The sequence below is a fragment of the uncultured Dokdonia sp. genome (assembly GCF_947496725.1).
In the GTDB taxonomy this organism is placed as follows: Bacteria; Bacteroidota; Bacteroidia; order Flavobacteriales; family Flavobacteriaceae; genus Dokdonia.
Map to the genome: position 1 here is coordinate 691667 of NZ_CANMDS010000001.1, position 21028 is coordinate 712694.

Here is a 21028-nt window from a genome sequence, read left to right on the forward strand (position 1 = left end):
AGCATTACTTCTTTCTATCTATCACATAATTTACCATAAGCTCAAGCGAGTCACGGTATGTAGATTGAGGATAGGTCATAAGTATATCGAGCGCTTCTTGCTGTAACGCCTTCATTTTTGATATCGCATAATCGAGACCGCCATTATCTTTTACAAAGGCAATCACTTCTTTTACACGCTTCTTATCTGTATTCTTATTTTTTATACTATTGATAAGCCAGTCCTTCTCTTTTTTTGAAACTGTATTAAGTACATATATAAGCGGTAAGGTCATTTTTTGTTCCTTAATATCAATACCTGTAGGCTTACCTATTTTTGCAGTACCATAATCAAAGAGGTCATCTTTTATTTGAAAAGCCATCCCTATGAGCTCTCCAAATTTATGCATACGCTTTACTTCCTTACCTTTTGCGTGAACGGCTTGAGCACCCATTGCACAGCAGGCCGCAATAAGTGTTGCAGTTTTTTGTCTAATGATCTCGTAGTACAACTCTTCTGTGATATCTAGTTTTCTTGCCTTTTCGATCTGGAGTAGTTCTCCTTCAGAAATTTCGCGTACAGCGACAGAGATAATTTGTAATAAATCTGTGTCACCATTATCTATAGAAAGGAGTAATCCTTTTGAAAATAAGAAATCACCCACTAATACAGCAATCTTATTTTTCCATAAAGCATTAAGTGAAAAGAAGCCGCGACGCATATTACTATCGTCTACCACATCATCGTGCACGAGGCTTGCCGTATGTATTAATTCTATAACAGAGGCGCCTCGATATGTACGATCATTTACCTCACCGTTATTCATCATTTTTGCAGTAAGAAAAACAAACATAGGCCGCATTTGCTTACCCTTACGATTTACGATATAGTGTGTGATACGATTAAGAAGCGCGACTTTAGAGCGCATAGAAAGGGCAAACTTTTCTTCAAAAAGCTCCATTTCATAGGCTATGGGTTCTTTAATTTGAGCTACTACTTTCATTATAGTAAAGATACCACTTACAAATAGGATTGTATTTATAAACTTATTGTATAGATAGTGTTAAATTTTCATTAAGAACCTATAATTTCTGTACCTTAAGCCTCGTATTAATAATCCTAATTAAAAAAATATGAAAAAAATTACTCTTATTGCTGCTTTTCTAGCAGCCTTTACTATGAATGCTCAGTTTACCGATGACTTTGAAGCGGAAACCGTTGATGCTACCGAATTTGCAAATTGGAACTCTATTGACGTAGATGGAGATGGGAATTTTTGGGAAGTTGGAGATATAGATGCGGCAGCTACGGGTGCTGAAATGTCAATACTAGATGGACTTGTAGCTGACTCAGACTCTTGGGAAGGAGCAGCATTCACGCCTGACAACATATTAGTTTCTAAAGTTGCTATTGATCTTGCGGCTGATGCATCTACGCTATCCTTTACAATGGGAACATATCAAACTAACGGAAGTTTTATTGCTGATAGATTACAAGTATATCTTACTGCTACAGACAATGTTGATGATATTGTTACAGATACACCAATTTTTGATATGACAGTTGGCGATGTAACTGCAGCTACAGATGGACCAAGTGCAGCAACTACAATAGATATTGATATTTCAGGATTTGCTGGACAATCACTTTTCTTAGCATTCCGTCATTTTGATTCAGTTGATGAAAATTCAGTACTTCTTGATGACGTTACAATTGATGGTGTATTAGCAAATGAAGATGTTTCTAATATAGCATCATTTAGCCATTACAACGTGCAGGATGGAAATGGATTAAGACTTGTTTCTAATGCTCCAATGCAAATGATTACAATTTTTAATGTATTAGGTCAGAAAACTTTATCTACTACACTTGAAGACACGACAGACAGAATAGTAGACATCTCAAGCCTTAGAACTGGAGTTTATATTGCACAAGTAACTGTAGGTGACAACACAGAAACTTTGAAGATTATCAAAAAATAATTCTTGATATCTAGATATAAAAAAAGCGACTCAATTGAGTCGCTTTTTTTATGTCTTATTTTGAGTTTACCAACTACTGCTTATTTGCAAGTTGTCCGCAAGCGGCATCTATATCTTTACCACGTGATCTTCTCACTGTTACAGTGACTCCATTTGCTTCAAGTACATCTACATAACGGTCTATAGCTTGAGGGTTTGCTTGTTGAAACTGACCATCATCTATAGGGTTGTACTCTATGATATTTACTTTACTAGGCACTGCTTTACAAAAGTCTAAAAGTGCGTCTATATCTATCTGTCTATCATTTATGCCATCCCAAACTACATACTCATAGGTAATGCGCTTTCCAGTTTTTTCATACCAGTAAATAAGCGCTTCTTTGAGATCTGCGAGTGGCATTTGCTCATTAAAGGGCATAATCTCTGTACGTACATCATCTAGTGCAGAGTGCAGCGATACAGCAAGATTAAACTTCACCTCTTCGTCTGCCATTTTTTTAATAATCTTAGGCACACCAGAGGTAGAGACTGTAATTCTCTTAGGTGACATACCAAGTCCTTCTGGATCTGTGATCTTATCTATAGCCTTAATCACATTATTATAATTCATTAATGGCTCTCCCATCCCCATAAAAACAATGTTAGACAGGGGTCTATCGTGATATAACTTACTTTGCCTATCTATGACCACCACTTGATCTACGATCTCATCTGGGTTGAGATTACGCATTCTCTTTAATCTCGCTGTCGCACAAAATTTACAATTAAGACTACAACCTACTTGTGAAGATACACAGGCGGTTGTTCTACTCTTAGTAGGTATTAAAACAGACTCAACCGTAAGACCATCGTGCAGCTTTACAGCGTTCTTTATAGTACCATCACTACTACGTTGCATCTGGTCAACACGTATATGGTTAATCACAAAATGCTCATCTAGTAAGATGCGTGTCTCCTTTGAGATATTAGTCATATCTACAAAGTCGTGTGCGCCCTTTTGCCATAACCACTCATAAACCTGATTACCTCTAAAGGCTTTATCACCTTGGTCTACAAAAAAAGTTCTAAGATCTTCTTTGGTTAATTTACGTATGTCTTTCTTTTCTGTTTTCACGATGCAAAGGTACGGAGTTGTTTGTTGTTTCCCGCACTAGATCTTATGGATACAACCAGGTCGTAATACTACATCCATCATAAAGCAATAAAACCCTCTATAATGAGGGCTGTATTATTTTAAATATGTTAGTCGATATTAAACGAGACTATCTTGAAATGTTCTAAGACTTACTCCCATTTCAAAAGGATAGTTCTGAGATTGTAGCGCACGCTCTAGCGCTCCTAGCACGGCTAGTAAATCATTAGATGATACAGACCCCATATGCCCTACTCTAAAATATGTTGTCTTAATTTCAGAAAGCAATCCTCCTGCTACGATAACATCATCTGCTACCATATGTGCTCGAAGTAACGCTCCATCTATATTTTTTGGATAATAAACAGCTGTTAGTGTATGAGCAGCGATCACATCTTCTATAGGTAAAATAGATAAATTAAGAGAGGCTATTCCAGCTCTAAAGGCTCGAGCAAGCCTTTTATGTCTTTGTACTCTCGCACCCATCCCCTCATCACAAATAATACCCAAACTTTTCTCTAAGGCCAAAATAAGATTTACAGGCGGTGTTCCAAAATAAGAAGGTCTCCCTTCTTGATAAGCAATCATAATAGGCAGCCAGTTATTCCAAGAAGCATAATAGTTACCTACGGGTGTTTTTCTATTTTTCCAGACGTCTAGCGCTTTTTGAGAAGCAACAAGCAGTGCAAGCCCCGGCGGTACGCCTATGGCTTTTTGAGATCCAGTTAATACCACATCTACTCCCCACTTTTCTTGTAAAATTTCTTCCCCTGCTACAGAGCATACCCCGTCAAGTATAGTGAGTACTCCATACTTTTGCGCAAGCTTACATATAGCCTCTGGCGCTACCATAACTCCTGTAGATGTATCTACGTGTGTAAACGTGAGTAATTTATAGGAGCCTTCTTTGAGCGTTTCCTCTATAATATCTAAAGGCACTACTTCACCTATAGGCGCACTAAGAACCGTAGTTTCTGCGCCATAAGTTTCTAAAATATCTTTAAACCGCTCACCAAAATATCCGGTAGAAATGACAAGCGCACTATCTCCTTTCTCAATAAGGTTAGACGCCGCCATATCCATAGCTAGCGTTCCGCTTCCGGCAACTATAAAGGGCTGACCACTAGTTGATTTCCAAACTTCCTTCATCATATCTAGAGCGTTTCCAAAAACGTCTATAAAATTTGGCGCAACGTGACTTGTGGTAGGCACAGCCATTGCTTGCAATACATCTGGTTCAAACTCTATTGGTCCAGGTATCATAAGTAATTTTCTGCTTTTCATAATTTTCAATAATATGTTAAGGCTCTTTTCTGAAGTGAGTAAATCATTACATAAAGATGCTCATTATAATGATACAACTTTTTAGGTTTACGCTTTCGCGAAAGCGTAATAACACCCCACACAGCCATTATACAAATAAGAAATTCCAGCCAGATAGTGTAAACCAATACTTCCTACCAAAGACTATATCTGGACTGAAATTTCTTTAATTTCAAAAAGACGATGAGAGCAAGCATCGCCTTCTTACAACAAATTGAGGTTTACTTACTCTGCGAGCACAGCCTTTTGCTTTGTTACGGGTTCTTTTACAGTAAACTGGTTACTAGTATTATTTGCTCCACCAGCCTTAAGAGCTCTGTCTCCTGCATAAAATGTTTTGTGATCATCTCCCAGATCTGAGCCAGCCATTCTCTGGTGTTTTACGCAAGAAACACCTTTGCGTATTTCTTCTCTCTGCACATCTTTTACGTAGGCTAGCATACCTTGATCTCCAAAATAGCCTTCGGTAAGATTATTCATATGCAACGCAGTGGTGTGATATGTAGGCAATGTAATAAGGTGGTGGAAGATACCAGCCTCTCTTGCACCATCCATCTGGAAGGTTTTAATCTTCTCATCTGCACGGTGTGATAACTCTGTATTATCATACTCTACATCCATAAGATTATTACGGTCATAAGCTGTCATATTCTCTCCTTCTTCTAGCATCTCATCATAAGCTTGATTACGGAAATTGAGTGTCCAATTAAATGACGGTGAGTTGTTGTATACCAGCTTTGCATTGGGCATTACCGCTCTCACTCTGTTAACCATATGAGCGATTTGCTTTACATTAGGTGTAGGGGTTTCTATCCATAAAAGATCTGCTCCATTTTGTAGACTCGTAATACAATCTAGTACTACACGATCTATATTTGTTCCGTTTTTGAATTTATACAATCCGTTAGGTAGTCTTACTGGACGTACAATTTTACCATCGCGTTTTAGCAGCACATCATCTTCTTTTGCAGTAGCAATATCTATCTCTTCTGCCTCTACAAAGGCAAGATATTGTGATGCAAGATCTCCTGGCTCCTGACTTACCGGTAGCTTTTGAGTAAGACCAGCCCCCTCAGAGTCTGTTCTTGCTACAATGACACCTTGCTCTACTCCTAGTTCTAAAAAGGCATAGCGTAGTGCATTAATTTTTGCAATAAAATCTTCGTGTGGCACGGTTACTTTTCCATCTTGGTGCCCGCACTGCTTAGCGTCAGACACTTGATTTTCTATTTGAAGAGCACAAGCACCTGCTTCTATCATTTTTTTGGCGAGAATGTAAGTTGCCTCTTCATTACCAAAACCTGCATCAATATCTGCAATGATAGGCACAACGTGCGTCTCATAATTATCTATTTGATCCTGCACATCTTCACCAGCATCTAGACGACGAAATAGATCGTTGAGCTCTACAGCATCTGCCTGGCGTAAAAAAGTGTAAATCTCTTCTATTAACTTAGGCACGGCAGTTTTTTCGTGCATAGATTGATCTGGTAATGGCCCTAGTTCTGAACGTAAAGCGGCAACCATCCATCCAGAAAGATATAAGTATTTTTTATTTGTAGTGCCGTGATGCTTCTTTACAGCAATCATTTTTTGCTGCGCTACAAACCCGTGCCAGCAACCTAGTGATTGCGTATAATTCATAGGGTTTGCATCATATTCTTCCATATCCTTACGCATAATAGCTGCGGTGTATCTGGCAATATCAAGACCGGTTTTAAATCTATTTTGCACCGACATACGAGCCGTGTTTTCTGGGCTTATAGAACTCCACGAGTTTCCGTGCTTTGCTTTAAGTGTACGAATAACTTCAAGGGCTGAATTATAATTTGACATAGTATTAAGTATTAAGAGATTATTTTATTTAAAAGCCTGTAAGGCTATTCTATATAGATTGTGTTTATAAATAGGTGTATGCTGGTGTGGTTAAAAATTCTTCAAAATCTTCTGATAAGACGAGATCATTAAAAAGATTAAAAGCATTTTCAAATTGGGTTGCCTCTATCTTATCTGCACCCACCTCTGTTATTATTTTTTCTACCTCTTCATCAAAAAGCATTGTGTACAGATCTTTAGTAAGCACATTTCCATCCTCTAAGACGGCTTTATTTTTAAGCCAGTGCCAGATTTGAGTTCTTGAGATTTCGGCTGTAGCAGCATCTTCCATAAGGTGATAGAGTGCCACTGCTCCCTGGCCACTAAGCCAAGCATTGAGATACAGAATACCTACGTTGATATTTTTACGAACCCCCTCCTCTGTAACAGTACCTTCTGGAATAGCTATAAGATCATTTGCCGTGACGGTTATATCATCTCTTGTGACTTCCATCTGGTTAGCTGCTGGCATATATGCATTAAACTCATCTATCGCAACTTGCACCAGTGCTGGATGCGCTACCCAGGTACCATCGTGTCCATTTTTCACCTCACGCTCTTTGTCCTTTCTTACTTTTTCTAAAGCTGCCTTATTTGCCTGAGGGTTGTTTTTTATTGGTACTTGTGCTGCCATACCACCTATGGCTAAGATTTTTCTTTTGTGACAGCGTTGTATAACAAGTTTTGAATAGGCATCCATAAATGGTGCGGTCATCCCTACCTGGTCACGATTAGGCACTAAGAAGTTTGGATCATTTCTAAACTTCTTGATGTATGAGAATATATAATCCCAACGCCCACAGTTAAGACCTACGATGTGGTCTTTTAATTCATAAATAATTTCATCTAGCTGGTGACTTGCTGTAATAGTTTCTATAAGTACTGTACATTTTATTGTACCTATAGGTAACTCCAGGTACTCTTGTGCAAACTCAAATACATCATTCCAGAGTCTTGCCTCTAGATAGTGCTCTAGCTTTGCCAGATAGAAATAAGGCGCTGTGTTATTTTTTAAAAGTTGGGAAACGTTTGTAAAAAAGTATAATCCAAAATCTACCAGTGAACCCGATACTTCAACATTATCTATAAGTAAATGCTTCTCATTGAGATGCCATCCTCTAGGTCTTACTAGTAAGGTGGCAACCTCATCGTTAAGTGTATATTTTTTATCCTTAGTAGGGTGATGATATGTTATCGTTTTATTTACAGCATCACGAAGATTAATCTGGCCTTCCATCACATTCTGCCAGCTAGGTGCGGTACTATCTTCTAGATCTGCCATAAAAGTTCTTGCTCCAGAGTTGAGCGCATTTATAACCATTTTACGATCTGTAGGCCCAGTAATCTCCACTCTTCTGTCTTGCAAGTCGTGAGGAATCTCTCCTGCAACCCACTCCCCCTCTCTAATATCTTTCGTCTCAGTTGGGAATAAAGGTTTCTCACCTTGATCAAACAATAGCTGCTGTTGCTCTCTTGCTTGTAGTAATTCTAACCGTCTGGAATTAAACCGTTCGTGAAGGGCTTTTATAAAGTCTAAAGCTTCATCTGTTAATATCTCTGAGTAATAGCTTTTAACATTACGGTTAAAACTTATTGCATACTGGTTTATTTCTGGTGCCATCCTTTGATGTTTTAAATTCTACACCACAATGTTAAAAAAAATACTTTGATTAAAAAAGCGAACGTTCGCTAAAAATATATTTTCACTAAAATTAAGTATTCGCAAAAAGCCTTATATTTGTGTATATGGATGAAGAAGATATCAAACTAATTTTTGGGCTTAAGCTACGCCAGATAAGGACTGACAAAAACCTATCTCTTTTTGGATTGTCAAAACTAACCGGACTTTCAAAATCATATTTAAATGAAATTGAACACGGAAAAAAATATCCAAAACCTGATAAAATTTTTACGCTTTCGGAAAAATTAGACATTCCGTACGATCAAATGGTGTCTTTAAAGCTGGATAAAAACCTCGCTCCTATAGGTGAAATTTTAAAATCAAAGATTCTAAAAGAGATTCCTCTAGAGCTTTTTGGTATAAAAGAAAGTGATCTCATAGATATTGTATCTAATGCGCCAGCAAAAGTCAACGCCTTTATAAGTACAATCATAGAAATTGCACAGCACTACAACTTTGGGAGGGAAAGCTTTTTTCTTGCTTCTGTGCGCTCATATCAAGAAGCAAATAACAACTACTTTGATAACATAGAGCAAAAGGTACTCGACTTTGTAAAATCGTATCAAATAAACATAGGGCAAAGTATCTCATCAAACGAGCTAGAGGAAATCCTCATAGAAGAATACAACTACTCCATAAAAAATGATGAACTAGATAAGTACAAAGATCTAGATAACTTACGATCTGTTTTTATACCTAAATCACGCACACTACTAGTCGCAAATGATATAGACGAGTCACAACGCACCTTTATCTATGCAAAGGAAATAGCCTATAATTTTCTAGAAATCAAAGAAAGGTTGTACACCTTCCCGTGGATACTTTTTGAAACTTTTGACCAGGTACTTAATAATTTTTATGCCTCTTACTTTGCAGGAGCATTAATCATACCTCGTAAAAACCTTACGGCAAAAATTAAAGATATTTTTAAGGAACCTGTTTTTCATAAAGATTCTTTTGAGCACATCACAAATGAGTTTAACGCATCACCAGAGTCTTTTTATCAAAGGCTTACTAATATTCTACCTAAGGAGTTTAATATAAAGAACTTGTTTTTTCTGCGGTTTACACACAAACTTAACGACACAAAATTTCACCTTACAAAGGAGTTGCACCTAGCGCACCAGCACGCGCCACGAGCAAATGAAAGTGATGAGCATTACTGCAGGAGATGGGTGTCTTTACAGGTGCTCAAAGATTTATCTAAGAGTAGTGACAATAGTAAGTTTGACTTACAAATATCTAACTATGAGAATGAGGGCGTACAGTATCTAGTGCTCTCTACTGCAACAAAAGATCCTTTTAAAGAGAACAAGTTTAGAAGCATAAGTATAGGGCTACTCATAAATAAACAACTTGAGCGCAAAATAAAATTTCTCAATGACCCAAATATTCCTACTCGTAACGTAGGGGTTACTTGTGAACGTTGTGCCATTACAGATTGTGAAGTGAGACAAGCTCCTCCAAAGGTTTTAAATCGAACTTCAAAGAATAAAAAAATAGCCGCTATTGTAGAGCAGCTTAATGATACATATTAATCACACTAAAAGATACAAACCGACTATACCTAATAGCCCCGATTGTAATGTAAATCCCGCAGTTGCCTGGCGTAGCCGGCACGAGGAATTGCAATGTAAAGCGGGATACTACCTATATAAGCACACCATAAGATAGTGCTACAAACAAAAAAAGCCCAAACTTTACAGTCTGGGCTTTTGTACATTATGGCAATGTATTAGATAATTAACATTGCATCTCCATAAGAGTAGAATTTGTATTTTTCTTTTACTGCCTCATCATAAGCACGCTTCATAAAATCGTGACCTGCAAAGGCAGACACCATCATAAGCAATGTAGACTTAGGCGTGTGGAAGTTTGTAATCATACAGTTTGCAATACTAAAGTCATACGGTGGGAATATAAATTTATTAGTCCAACCACCAAACTCGTTAAGTGTACCGCTACTAGATACTGCACTTTCCATCACGCGCATTGCGGTAGTACCTACGGCACACACACGACGCTTTTCTGAAATAGCTTTATTTATAATCTCTGTGGCTGGCTTACGTATGTATGCTTCCTCACTATCCATTTTGTGCTTTGAGAGGTCTTCTACCTCTACCGCGCTAAATGTACCAAGACCTACGTGTAAAGTTACCTCAGCAAAGTCAATACCTTTAATTTCTAAACGCTTTAATAGGTGCTTTGAGAAGTGAAGTCCTGCGGTAGGTGCTGCTACGGCTCCTTCTTCTTTTGCATAGATAGTCTGGTAGCGCTCCTCATCTTCTGGCTCTACCTCACGGTTTATGTATTTTGGTAATGGTGTTTCTCCCAGTGAAGTAAGTTTTTTTCTAAACTCTTCATAAGACCCATCATATAAGAAACGTAACGTACGGCCACGTGATGTTGTGTTATCTATTACCTCTGCAACAAGACTCTCATCATCACCAAAGTATAGCTTATTACCTATACGTATTTTACGTGCTGGATCTACAAGTACATCCCACAGTCGTGTCTCAGAGTTTAACTCTCTAAGTAAGAATACCTCGATACGAGCTCCTGTCTTCTCTTTATTACCGTATAAACGTGCCGGAAAAACCTTTGTATTATTAAGTACCATAACATCTTCTGGCTCAAAATAATCTATAAGATCTTTAAACATCTTATGCTCGATGGTTTGCTCCTTGCGATTAAGGACCATTAATCTAGACTCGTCCCTGTTTTCGGCAGGGTGCTCTGCTAGTAATTCATCTGGTAAGTCAAAGTTAAAGTGTGATAACTTCATAAAGGGTTCTGGTTTTTGTTTTTTAAGTCAAGCTATAGCACCTATATAGCGCTAGCTCGCAAGACGGCAAATATACAATCTCGAGATAGGGGTTGTCAAGTCTTTAGCCAATTATCTCTTGACCAAAGCCTAAAACTTCTAGATCTGTCCAAAAATCTGGGTATGATTTTGACACAACACCAGCATCTTCTATAAGTAATGGCACTTGTAAAGCAAGTGGTGCAAAGGCCATTGCCATACGGTGATCGTGATATGTCGCTATGGTGATATTTTCATTTATAGCAGCTTTTTGAGGTAATAGTGTAAGATCTTGATCTGTAACCATAATACTACCTCCCAGCTTTGTAATCTCCTCACGCAGTGCCTCTAGCCTATCTGTTTCCTTTATTTTAAGTGTGTGCAAGCCCGTGAGGTGACACCCTACGCCTAGACCTAAACAGCTTACCGCTATAGTTTGTGCAATGTCTGGTGAGTTTGCAAGATCTAAGGTTATCGTTTCTGGCAACTCAAAATCTTGATTAAGCGAGAGTGTGAGCTTATCTCCTGCAAAGCTAGAAACCACGCCCAGTTGCTTGTATATTTCTCTAAGAGCAGCATCTCCTTGCAGGCTACTCTCTTTATAACTAGCTATGGTAATGGTGTGTGGGGTGTTAAAATTACGCTTTCGCGAAAGCGCAACAATACTATAAAAATACGACGCACTACTCCAGTCTGACTCGACCGTTATCTCTCTAGCTACCGCTGAAGTTCTACCCGGTTTTATCACTATTTTTTGCCCCTCAAAGGTAGCCTCTATATCTAGTTGATGTAATAACGCAAGCGTCATATTTATGTAAGGAACCGAGGTAATCTTGCCATCAAGACGTACGGTAAGACCATTATCTAGCTTTGCTCCCATCATCATAAGTGCAGAGATATACTGGCTGCTCACATTTGCCTTGAGTGTTACCTCATTGCGCTGTAATGCTTTCCCTTTTATTTGTAATGGTGGGTACCCTTCATTGTGAGTAAATGTGATTTGAGCTCCCAGCTCTTGAAGCGCTTCTACCAGTATTGCCATAGGGCGTTCTTGCATACGAGCACTACCGGTAAGGAGTGTATCTCTACCTTCTTGAATAGAAAAATAGGCCGTAAGAAAACGCATAGCAGTACCCGCGTGATGTATGTCTACCACCTCATCACTCGATGATAGTGCCTTTTGCATAACCTGGGCATCATCGCTATTTGATACATTTTTTAATGTAATACCATCAAAGAGTGCTTGTAAGATAAGTAGCCTGTTAGTCTCACTTTTGGAACCTGTGATCTGTATATCGCCGCTGCAATGTGCCGCTGTATGGTGAACTTTTAAAAGCATAGCTTACTTTAATTTTTCATTGTTATGATGACGGTCGTGATCACGTTTTGTTTTTATGTCCAGCTTCTTATCAAATGCTTCTTGTAAATCTACACCTGTCTGGTTTGCTAGGCATAGCACCACAAACATTACATCTGCAAGCTCCTCTCCTAGATCTTTACCTTTATCGCTTTCTTTCTCACTTTGCTCTCCATAGCGGCGTGCAATAATTCTGGCTACTTCTCCTACTTCTTCGGTAAGTTGAGCCATATTTGTGAGTTCATTAAAGTATCGCACACCGTGAGTCTTTATCCAGTCGTCTACAGCCTGCTGAGCGTTTGAGATATTCATAATTTATTTTTTTACCAAAACTATGGTTTCTTTTTCTTTGCTTACAATTTGGGTAAAGAATTTTTTTATCTCATTATACATCTCTGCATAAAAGAGTGTGGTTTTTTGCAGAAAACCTTATTCAAAAAATACAACAAAAGACTTATAGAATTGAATTCAAATTAGCCATTGCAACTAAGATTTGCCTCAATTTATATCTTCTTAAACACAATTTTCTCACTCTCCTTTGCAACTATCATTTTCAAATAGGCTTGCAAATCTTTATAGTAGTTAGAGTTAACAAGAGCCGCACTCATCGTGTTTTGCAGTCCTACATTTACTTTATCTCCAGATACTGTCACACCAAAACGATAAGACCCCATATTGTCCACAAGGTTTATTGCCAGATCATCTGGCACAGACTCCACTTCATATCCTGCAGGAATTTTTATTGAAACCGTATACTTATCTGACCAAGGATACACATAATCTACGGGATGATTTCTTGACTCTGCAGTTAGGTAATTTTTATTTGTTCCCAAATGTGCAAGGGGATTTACATATAGTTTATCACCAGCTTCATCTATCATATCCTCGGCTTCAAAATTATACTCAAGCGTAAGTGGCTTAGATGCAACTTTTAAATCTTTAAAAGAAACATCTATCGCATCTATACTTTCATAATAACTATCTAGTTTTTTTAATTGCTCATCACCAGTAAGAGCAGCAAATCTATTACGCTCAGACCTTGCATAATGACCAGAAAACCTATTCTTAGCGTTTCCAGAAATTATCATATCATCTGTAATTTCCAGATTGAGCATCCCTATATGAGTAGCAGGTCTATTTGGAAATAAATCTACTAACCTTGAAGACCCATCTGCCTTAACCATTCTACCCATCCAGTTTAAAAGTTCTGGCTTTAAAATATTCGGAACTCCAGCTTTATCAGCCCCATCTAGTAAGTAGAGTTTCTCATTTACAATAGCTCCTGCTATAACGTAATTAAAACCTGTACGAGTAGGAAAAACAGGTATACCATTATTCTTTGTACTCAATAATACGGGACTACACCTTACACCGGCGTATCTAAGCATAGAAGAGAGCATTAAATTAATGTCTGCCACATTACCTACGCCGTCCTTATATGCTTTTTTTACACCAGCATCTACATAAACACCATAGTAGTCATTCCAAGTCATCTTGCTCTTTACATAATCATAAATAAGAAACATCTTTTCTGTCTGAGATGAAGCTTCACTTATAATATTATCAATATCCTTTTTGTAATAACTCTCACGATCTAACTCTTTACCAAACCCGGTAGATTGATATATTTTACTAGCTACATCTTCCCAAGACGTTGCGTATGATCTAATCTCACTGTTTGGAAATTTAGTCATTGCCAACTCGAACTTTAATGCAGACATATAGTTATTAAGATTACCAGAGTATGGCTCATTCTTAATAGGAGGTACATTAGTCAAGTTTACTATATATCCGTTTTCTGTAAACTCGACCTCTTCATTTGAAGAACTAGATCTTGCTACATTAGCAAGTTTGGTACTTGTATATCTATATCTCAAAGTGCGATTCTTTTTTTCTGTAGTAAGATTAAGGGGTATTACACCTTTACCGTGTGTGCGATACATTAAGTACTCTGGCGCAAAAAATCTCATATCTACTCGATCTACTGGTATCTCTTCTTGAAATCTAAACTCGTCTATATTTGAGTAAAAGGGCGATTTGAAAGTATACTTATATTCAATTACAGAGCCATCGCGTATATCTGGCATTGTAAATTTAGTCACCTTCCTATATTTAGATTTTTCTTCTTTGAAAATATCGCGTGATTGCAGCTTACTTTCGATAATTTTATCCCCTTCTACATTATAAGTATAAGCTTTTAAACCTGTAACCTGCTCTTCATCACTTGCACCTACATACTGGCTCAACATAACTGTCGCCTCGTCATAGCCATCTTGATTGTAAATTTTAACGCGCTCTTGCACTTCTGTTTTTATATAGAAACCTTCATCTTGGCTGTAGCCAAATTTTGTATCAGTGTTTCTGTATAAAATACTCGCATTTGCATCAGGATAATTAGGATGTTCCTTTTGCAAAATCTCTTCTTTAGAAACTTTTCCAAAGTCATAATCTTGCGCAGTAGCACCTAGAGCAAAAAATATTAAAATAGTGATGGATAGTAATTTTTTCATATGATTTATTGTTTTTTGATGACGATTTTTTGTTGATCATTTCTTATTGCACTTCTTATAAAGCTTCTAAGTTTTGCATAATTTTCTTTACTATAAGTCCCTTCGTTAAATATAAAAGACCTCTTATAAATTATCTTTGAATTCTCTACTTCCTTTATACTATAACTATATGTTCCAAATGGCGATTTAAGTTGTTCACCCTTTGGAACACTTACTACCTCAAATCCATCAGGAAGATTAATCTCGATAGTTTCTTCATCCTTAAATCCTCTTGATATTTCGACCTCAAACATTCTATTCTTAACACGATCTGGCAGCGCTGTATATCTATTAAATAAATTGAGAGAAACAAGCATCTCATCACCAGCAAATGAAGCATAATTTTCTACTTCAAGTTCTATATTTTCGGTGGTTATAGCTTCATCACGATTATTAAGAATGTTAATGTTGGTTAAGGATACATTATTTAGGTAATTCCAAAACTTATAGTAATACTTCTTTTTATCGTCTTGGTTTTCTGTGACTAGCCTGTATTTACCTGCATATTGTAAACCTCCAGATTTAATACTTACCCCTCCTTGAGCATTACCGCTGGCATCTATGGTAAAAGAACCATTCATTATCTGATAGTTATCTTGAGCCGTATATTTTTTGGTATGGACAATTTCGCCTCCATCTGGTTTTACGACAAGTACATCTCGATCATCTGTAAAACCAGCTATAAAACCAAATGGCACTTCTTGATCTGTACATTCTAACCATACATAATCATCACCTGTGGGTACTGATAAAATTGCGTGGTTACCCTGTATAGCCGTAAAGTCATCTTCTATATCGCGCTTGTCACGGCTCCCATAAAGAATAGTATAATAGGATGGCACCCCCACCGCTTCAAGTAAAGATTTTGTGTAATTTGTAAGCGCCTTACAATCACCATAACCCAGTTTATCTACTTGTGAGGCAAGCATAGGTTTCCAGCCACCTATACCTACTTGAACACTTATGTACCGCGTCTTATTCTGCACAAAATCATAAATAATTTTAGCCTTTGCTATAGGATCTTTAATGTCTTTTACAAGTTCCTTTGCCTGTGTAATTGTTTCTTCTGGTAAGTCCTGCGCCCCTTGAAGTAAATTTTCATTCATCCACTGTCCAAAGACTCGCCAATCACGAGCGTCTCCATCTAGCCCCTCTAAGTGAAAATCATTAAGAGCAATAGCCACCCTACCCACTATATTTCTATAGCCAGGGCTATAATCTTCTGGAACAAGCGATGGAGAATTTTTAATTACAAGCCGTAGTGAATTTTGAGATTCTTCTACCTCTATGCGGTTATAATCCCCGTACATTTTATGCTTTAAATTAACCTCATCTGCATAGTTAATTTCAAAAACCTTTTCTTCTGTGCTTGAGTAATACCCCTCGTTTGCATAAAAAGATGGAATAGAAGCTGTGTTTTTTGAGACAATCTCGCTTTCTACCACGACTGTATAAGGATAGCTGGTAGGCGTAAAATCGAGATATAACAAGCGTGTATCTATATAGAGACTTATACCGTCTGCAGCGCTTACATCTTTAAAGTCGCGTTGTTTATACTTTTTAACCTCCTTACCGCTATCATCATATATTACAACAGAAGCATTTTTTATGCGAGTAACATCATCATAATACATATATGCCTCTACATCTCTATTACCACGTTTATTTAAAACAGTCACCACGCGTTTGTGAGCTGTTTTTATGGTAGATGAATTAGGTATATCTATGGTATGCTTTTCAAAACGCAAGACACTGTTTGCAGATTTTAAAAGGTCTTCAGGAATATTTTTTGACGTATATAAATTATCTTGAGAGTAGGCAAATAGTGCCCACATACATAGGAGGAAAGTAGGTATGCGCATTTTGATTTGATTGATGTGTCAGCAAAATATAAAAAAGACACCTACCGCACAAGTCGCTACACCCTATTTTTTGTATCTATAGTTATAGTAACTGGCCCGTCATTGAGCAGTTGCACTTTCATATCTGCACCAAACTCTCCAGTATAAGTGGGTTTATTACGCTTTCGCGAAAGCGTACTCACAAACTCCTCATACATAGGTATTGCGTGTTCTGGGCGTGCTGCTTGTAAGAAAGAAGGACGATTTCCTTTTTTTGTACTGGCAAATAATGTGAACTGACTTATCACTAAAATATCACCATCTATATCTCCTACCGAAAGGTTCATTGCGCCTTGCTCATCGCCAAAAATACGTAAGCCTATAATTTTATTACAAAGCCACTCTATGTCTTCTTGTGTATCTTCGTGAGTAACACCTAACAGCACCAGAAGGCCGCTTTTTATTTCTGACTTTACAACACCATTTATAGTAACCGAAGCCTGTGTAACTCGCTGTATGACTGCTTTCATTATTCTTCTGGATAAATATCTTTTCTATAATGCTGGTCATCATCACCGGCAAGCATTTGGGTATAACTCTTATAGCGAGACCACGGTATTTCATCATTTTCTAGCGCAGCTTTTACGGCACATTTTGGCTCTTCTAGGTGTAAGCAATTATTAAACTTACACTCACTCTTAAGAGCAAAAAACTCAGGAAAGTAATCTCCTATTTCTTCGCGTTCCATATCTACAATACCAAAGCCTTTTATACCTGGTGTATCAATAATGCGCGCATCAAAACCTAGGTCAAACATCTCTGCAAAGGTGGTGGTGTGTTGCCCCTGGCTGTGCTGTACACTTATTTGTTTTGTCTTGAGGTCTAGTGTAGGCTCTATGGCGTTTACCAGCGTAGACTTACCTACACCAGAGTGTCCGGTAAACATACAGGTCTTACCTTCCATCATTTCCTTTACAGTATCTACATTTTTACCGGTAATGGCAGATATACCTACACACTCATACCCTATCTCACGATAGATAGCTGCTAGGTATCGTATCTCCAGTATTTCTTCTTCGTTATAAGTATCTATTTTATTAAAAAGCAATACTGCTTTTATGTGATATGCCTCTGCAGTAACTAGAAAACGATCTATAAATGCTGTAAACGTGGGTGGATTGTTAAGGGTTACCAGTAAGAAAACGGTATCTACATTACTTGCTATGATGTGGGTTTGCTTAGAAAGATTTACAGACTTACGTACTATGTAATTTTCGCGCGGGTGTATGTTTGTAATCACACCAGTCTCTACATCACTTTTTGTATCTAGATCAAAATCTACCACGTCACCCACTGCAACAGGGTTTGTACTCTTGATTCCTTTAATACGGAACTTCCCTTTTATTCTACATTCAAACCACCTCCCGTCTTCTGCCTTTACGGTATACCAACTCCCTGTAGATTTATAAACTGTTCCTGTCATAGTGTATTGTGAGGTGTAAAAATAACCTCTTTTTTAATACTCCATAAACAAATGTGGTAAAGTCCGTAAATAATTGATCGATGTAGGAATTATCTCGTTAATTATGTTATTTTCGTCGCTTAATCAATCAAATTTATATTAAATGAAAAAAGCATTTAACCTTTTATTCTTATTAGTTACCACTAGCTTAATGGCACAGCTAAATGTAGGTAGTGTGCAACTGGATTTTGGAGAAGATATTTCTGAAACTGAAGGAAACATTGTAAATATTGCTGGAGTAAAAAATGGCTTAATCCACACCTTATCAAAAAAGGGAAAAAAGTTTTACCTACAGACTTTTGACACCGACAGCAAAAAAAATGTAGCAAGTAAACTTTTAAAACTTGAAAAAATTAGAGACAACAAAGCTTATGTAGAGGATGTTGTCGTAATACAAGACAAAGCCTACGTGATGGCAACGTACTATAGCAAAAAAGATAAAACATATAATTTTGCTGCTTTAGAAATACTTGACGGTCTAGAGCTTGGTGCGCCTAGAGTTATCTTGTCTTCGCAAGTAGACAGCAGATCTAAGAAAGGTGTTTTCTTATTTGAAATGTCATATGATGAGATTAACTATATGGTAACTCACGTTTATATAAACGACAAGAAAGAACTTCTTAGGTATGAGTTCTCTTTAGTAGATGCAAATATGAGTATTGTAAAGGAGGATGTAAACACCGTAAGCTTTGAAGATAGAAAAGATTTATTTTTTGATTTTGCAGATTTTGGAGTAAACGAAAATGGTGATGCTTTTATAGTATACACGGAGAGCTACAGAGATCGAAAAGCCAAAACCACAAAAAACAACATCACACTACAGACTTACTACAGAAATAAAAACTACGAATTAATTGAAACTAAAATCCCCCTCAATGGCAAGCGAGTAGTAAACTGTGATCTTATTTATACAGAAAATAGGATACAACTAGTAGGATTTTACTCAAAGCTAAGGAAGAGCGGAAGATCAGAATATAAGATAGAAGGAATTTTTGATATTGCAGTAAACACAACAAATAACGCTATAGACAAGAAAGTTTTTAATGACTTCACGGTAGAAACTAAATCTAAACTCATAGGAGAAAGAAGAGCAAAAAAAGGTAAGAACCTCAAACCATTTTACAGAAATACAGATTTAATTGAAAGAGAAAATGGAGGAGTAATTGTACTTTCTGAGTATTTCTTTAAAACCATAGGGAGATCTTCTGGAATAGGCATAGCAGGAGTAGGCATAAGTGCTACACCAGTTATATACGACACAAACGAAATTATTGTGACTGCCCTTAATGCAGATGGTACACTAGCCTGGAGTAATGTAATCCCTAAAGAACAAAAAGCAGCAATAAGTGTTATATCTGTAGGGCTTGTAGGTGGTGCCTCAAATGGATCTTTTTCGATATCTGCAGGAGTAATGTTTCCAGTTGCTTCTATGGGAGATGGTCCTGAGTACTTAAGCTCTATGCCATTTTACAAAGACAATAAATTAACTGTAATTGTAAATGATGACCCAAAGAACATAGGTATTACAAAAATGGATGATGTAAAAAAGGTAAGAAACATTAACAAAATGATTCCGGTAGCTTTTGAATTTGATGATGCTACAGGTAAAATGACTAGGATTGATCCTGAAGAATTTGAGAAAAGACAAATTGTGGTACGACCAGGAGTTGTTTATCCTATAAGTGAGAATGAAACAATCATTTACGGCTCAAACAAGTCAGAAACTAAACTAGGTATCTTAAAAATAGATTAACACCATACATCATTACAAAAAGAAGCCCTCTAGCAATTTATAAACTGCTAGAGGGCTTTTTAATTAACAAATACAGTATAGATTTAAGCTCCTTGCATCTGTGCCACTTTTTTCTGGTGGTTTATAGACTCTTGGTGCACGGCTTTAAACACACGTAAGATAAACTCCTCACTTAGGTTGTGTTGCTCTCCTTCTAGAATCATCTTCCCAAGGATCTCGTTCCAACGCTTTGTTTGTAGTATTGAGACATTATTTTCTGCCTTGAGCTCCCCTATTCCATCAGAGATTTTCATACGCTTCCCAAGGTTTTCAATAAGCTGGTGATCTATAACGTCTATCTGAGTACGTAGTGTATTAAGTTTATTATTATACTCTACCTCTGTACCTACTTCTTTACGGATTTTTAAATCCTTCATCATCTGTACAAGCGTAGCTGGTGTGATTTGCTGTGCAGCATCACTCCAAGCGTTATCAGGATCATAGTGTGTCTCAACCATAAGACCATCATAGTTAAGATCAAGACCTGTCTGACATAAATCGTGTATGATATCACGACGCCCTGCAATGTGTGAAGGGTCAAGAATTAATGGTAAATCTGGAAATTTATTCTGTAAATCTACAGCGATTTGCCACTCTGGATTGTTTCTGTAACGCGTCTTCTCGTATGTTGAGAATCCTCTGTGTATTACTCCAAGGTTTTTAATGTCTTGTGTGTAAAAACGCTCTACAGCTCCTAGCCACAATGCAAGGTCTGGGTTTACCGGGTTCTTGATAAGAACGGTTTTATCTGTTCCCTTAAGCGCCTCTGCAATATCTTGCACGATAAATGGAGATACCGTTGTACGTGCTCCTATCCATAAAATATCTATATCTGCCTCTAGTGCAAGATCTACGTGGTTTGCATTTGCCACCTCAGTAGTGGTAAGCATACCTGTTTCTTCTTTTGCTTTTTGAAGCCACTTAAGACCCAATGCACCTACCCCTTCAAAGTTTCCTGGGCGGGTTCTAGGCTTCCAGATACCGGCACGTAGTACCGTGGCATCTGTATCTTTAAGCTGGTGTGCAATTTTAAGCACCTGTGCTTCTGTCTCTGCGCTACAAGGTCCTGCTATCACGAGTGGGTGATCAAGGCCAAAAGCGTCTAACCAATTTCTAAGTTCTTTTTTATTTTCCATATTCATTTAATTTGTGCCGCTTTGGGCTTGTGATTCCGCTTTCGCGAAAGCGTAAA

Annotated in this window: 16 protein-coding genes; 3 read left to right on the forward strand and 13 right to left on the reverse strand. The window is 37.5% G+C overall.

What is annotated here, in order from left to right; genetic code table 11:
* Positions 1 to 4 precede the first annotated feature (4 nt).
* A complete protein-coding gene (locus Q0948_RS03155) occupies positions 5 to 982 on the reverse strand; it encodes a polyprenyl synthetase family protein (RefSeq protein WP_298347813.1) in 978 nt (325 codons plus the stop codon).
* A 130-nt stretch (positions 983 to 1112) separates the two neighbouring features.
* Here Q0948_RS03155 and Q0948_RS03160 point away from each other — a divergent pair, with 130 nt between their 5' ends.
* Positions 1113 to 1961, forward strand: a complete 849-nt coding sequence (locus Q0948_RS03160) for a choice-of-anchor J domain-containing protein (RefSeq protein WP_298347812.1) — start codon at positions 1113 to 1115, stop codon at positions 1959 to 1961.
* Positions 1962 to 2034: 73 nt separating this feature from the next.
* On the opposite strand, the gene rlmN is transcribed toward Q0948_RS03160, so the two are convergent.
* From rlmN to aceB, 4 genes are all read right to left on the reverse strand, one after another.
* On the reverse strand, positions 2035 to 3075 hold the full coding sequence (rlmN, locus tag Q0948_RS03165) for a 23S rRNA (adenine(2503)-C(2))-methyltransferase RlmN (RefSeq protein WP_298347811.1): 1041 nt from the start codon (positions 3073 to 3075) through the stop codon (positions 2035 to 2037).
* A gap of 138 nt (positions 3076 to 3213) precedes the next feature.
* Complete coding sequence (locus Q0948_RS03170; RefSeq protein WP_298347810.1) at positions 3214 to 4377, reverse strand: alanine--glyoxylate aminotransferase family protein; 1164 nt, start codon at positions 4375 to 4377, stop codon at positions 3214 to 3216.
* Between the two features lie 264 nt (positions 4378 to 4641).
* On the reverse strand, positions 4642 to 6252 hold the full coding sequence (locus tag Q0948_RS03175) for an isocitrate lyase (RefSeq protein WP_298347809.1): 1611 nt from the start codon (positions 6250 to 6252) through the stop codon (positions 4642 to 4644).
* A gap of 64 nt (positions 6253 to 6316) precedes the next feature.
* Entirely contained in the window at positions 6317 to 7912 is a 1596-nt protein-coding gene (gene aceB / locus Q0948_RS03180) for a malate synthase A (RefSeq protein ID WP_298347808.1), read from the reverse strand.
* A 125-nt stretch (positions 7913 to 8037) separates the two neighbouring features.
* On the opposite strand from aceB, the gene Q0948_RS03185 reads away from it, so the two are divergent.
* Positions 8038 to 9510 carry a helix-turn-helix domain-containing protein gene (locus tag Q0948_RS03185; RefSeq protein WP_298347806.1) on the forward strand — a complete coding sequence of 491 codons (1473 nt, stop codon included), beginning with the start codon at positions 8038 to 8040 and terminating at the stop codon, positions 9508 to 9510.
* A gap of 197 nt (positions 9511 to 9707) precedes the next feature.
* On the opposite strand, the gene queA is transcribed toward Q0948_RS03185, so the two are convergent.
* From queA to rsgA, 7 genes are all read right to left on the reverse strand, one after another.
* A complete protein-coding gene (gene queA, locus Q0948_RS03190; RefSeq protein WP_298347804.1) occupies positions 9708 to 10757 on the reverse strand; it encodes a tRNA preQ1(34) S-adenosylmethionine ribosyltransferase-isomerase QueA in 1050 nt (349 codons plus the stop codon).
* 103 nt (positions 10758 to 10860) lie between these two features.
* Positions 10861 to 12114, reverse strand: a complete 1254-nt coding sequence (locus tag Q0948_RS03195; protein WP_298347802.1) for a 3-phosphoshikimate 1-carboxyvinyltransferase — start codon at positions 12112 to 12114, stop codon at positions 10861 to 10863.
* Between the two features lie 3 nt (positions 12115 to 12117).
* Complete coding sequence (locus Q0948_RS03200; RefSeq protein ID WP_021778348.1) at positions 12118 to 12444, reverse strand: nucleotide pyrophosphohydrolase; 327 nt, start codon at positions 12442 to 12444, stop codon at positions 12118 to 12120.
* A gap of 191 nt (positions 12445 to 12635) precedes the next feature.
* Entirely contained in the window at positions 12636 to 14642 is a 2007-nt protein-coding gene (locus Q0948_RS03205) for a DUF3857 domain-containing protein (protein WP_298347798.1), read from the reverse strand.
* Positions 14643 to 14647: 5 nt separating this feature from the next.
* The gene (locus Q0948_RS03210; RefSeq protein ID WP_298347796.1) at positions 14648 to 16543 is read right to left on the reverse strand and encodes a DUF3857 domain-containing protein; all 1896 of its coding nucleotides are present in this window, start codon (positions 16541 to 16543) and stop codon (positions 14648 to 14650) included.
* Between the two features lie 56 nt (positions 16544 to 16599).
* A complete protein-coding gene (gene dtd / locus Q0948_RS03215; RefSeq protein ID WP_298347793.1) occupies positions 16600 to 17052 on the reverse strand; it encodes a D-aminoacyl-tRNA deacylase in 453 nt (150 codons plus the stop codon).
* Positions 17052 to 18005: a ribosome small subunit-dependent GTPase A gene (gene rsgA, locus Q0948_RS03220; RefSeq protein WP_298347791.1), complete on the reverse strand. Its 954-nt coding sequence runs from the start codon at positions 18003 to 18005 to the stop codon at positions 17052 to 17054. The genes dtd and rsgA overlap by 1 nt, the downstream gene beginning before the upstream one ends.
* 142 nt (positions 18006 to 18147) lie before the next feature.
* Here rsgA and Q0948_RS03225 point away from each other — a divergent pair, with 142 nt between their 5' ends.
* Positions 18148 to 19797 carry a hypothetical protein gene (locus Q0948_RS03225; RefSeq protein ID WP_298347789.1) on the forward strand — a complete coding sequence of 550 codons (1650 nt, stop codon included), beginning with the start codon at positions 18148 to 18150 and terminating at the stop codon, positions 19795 to 19797.
* An 83-nt stretch (positions 19798 to 19880) separates the two neighbouring features.
* On the opposite strand, the gene Q0948_RS03230 is transcribed toward Q0948_RS03225, so the two are convergent.
* Positions 19881 to 20972, reverse strand: a complete 1092-nt coding sequence (locus tag Q0948_RS03230; protein ID WP_038600953.1) for a bifunctional 3-deoxy-7-phosphoheptulonate synthase/chorismate mutase type II — start codon at positions 20970 to 20972, stop codon at positions 19881 to 19883.
* Positions 20973 to 21028 lie beyond the last annotated feature (56 nt).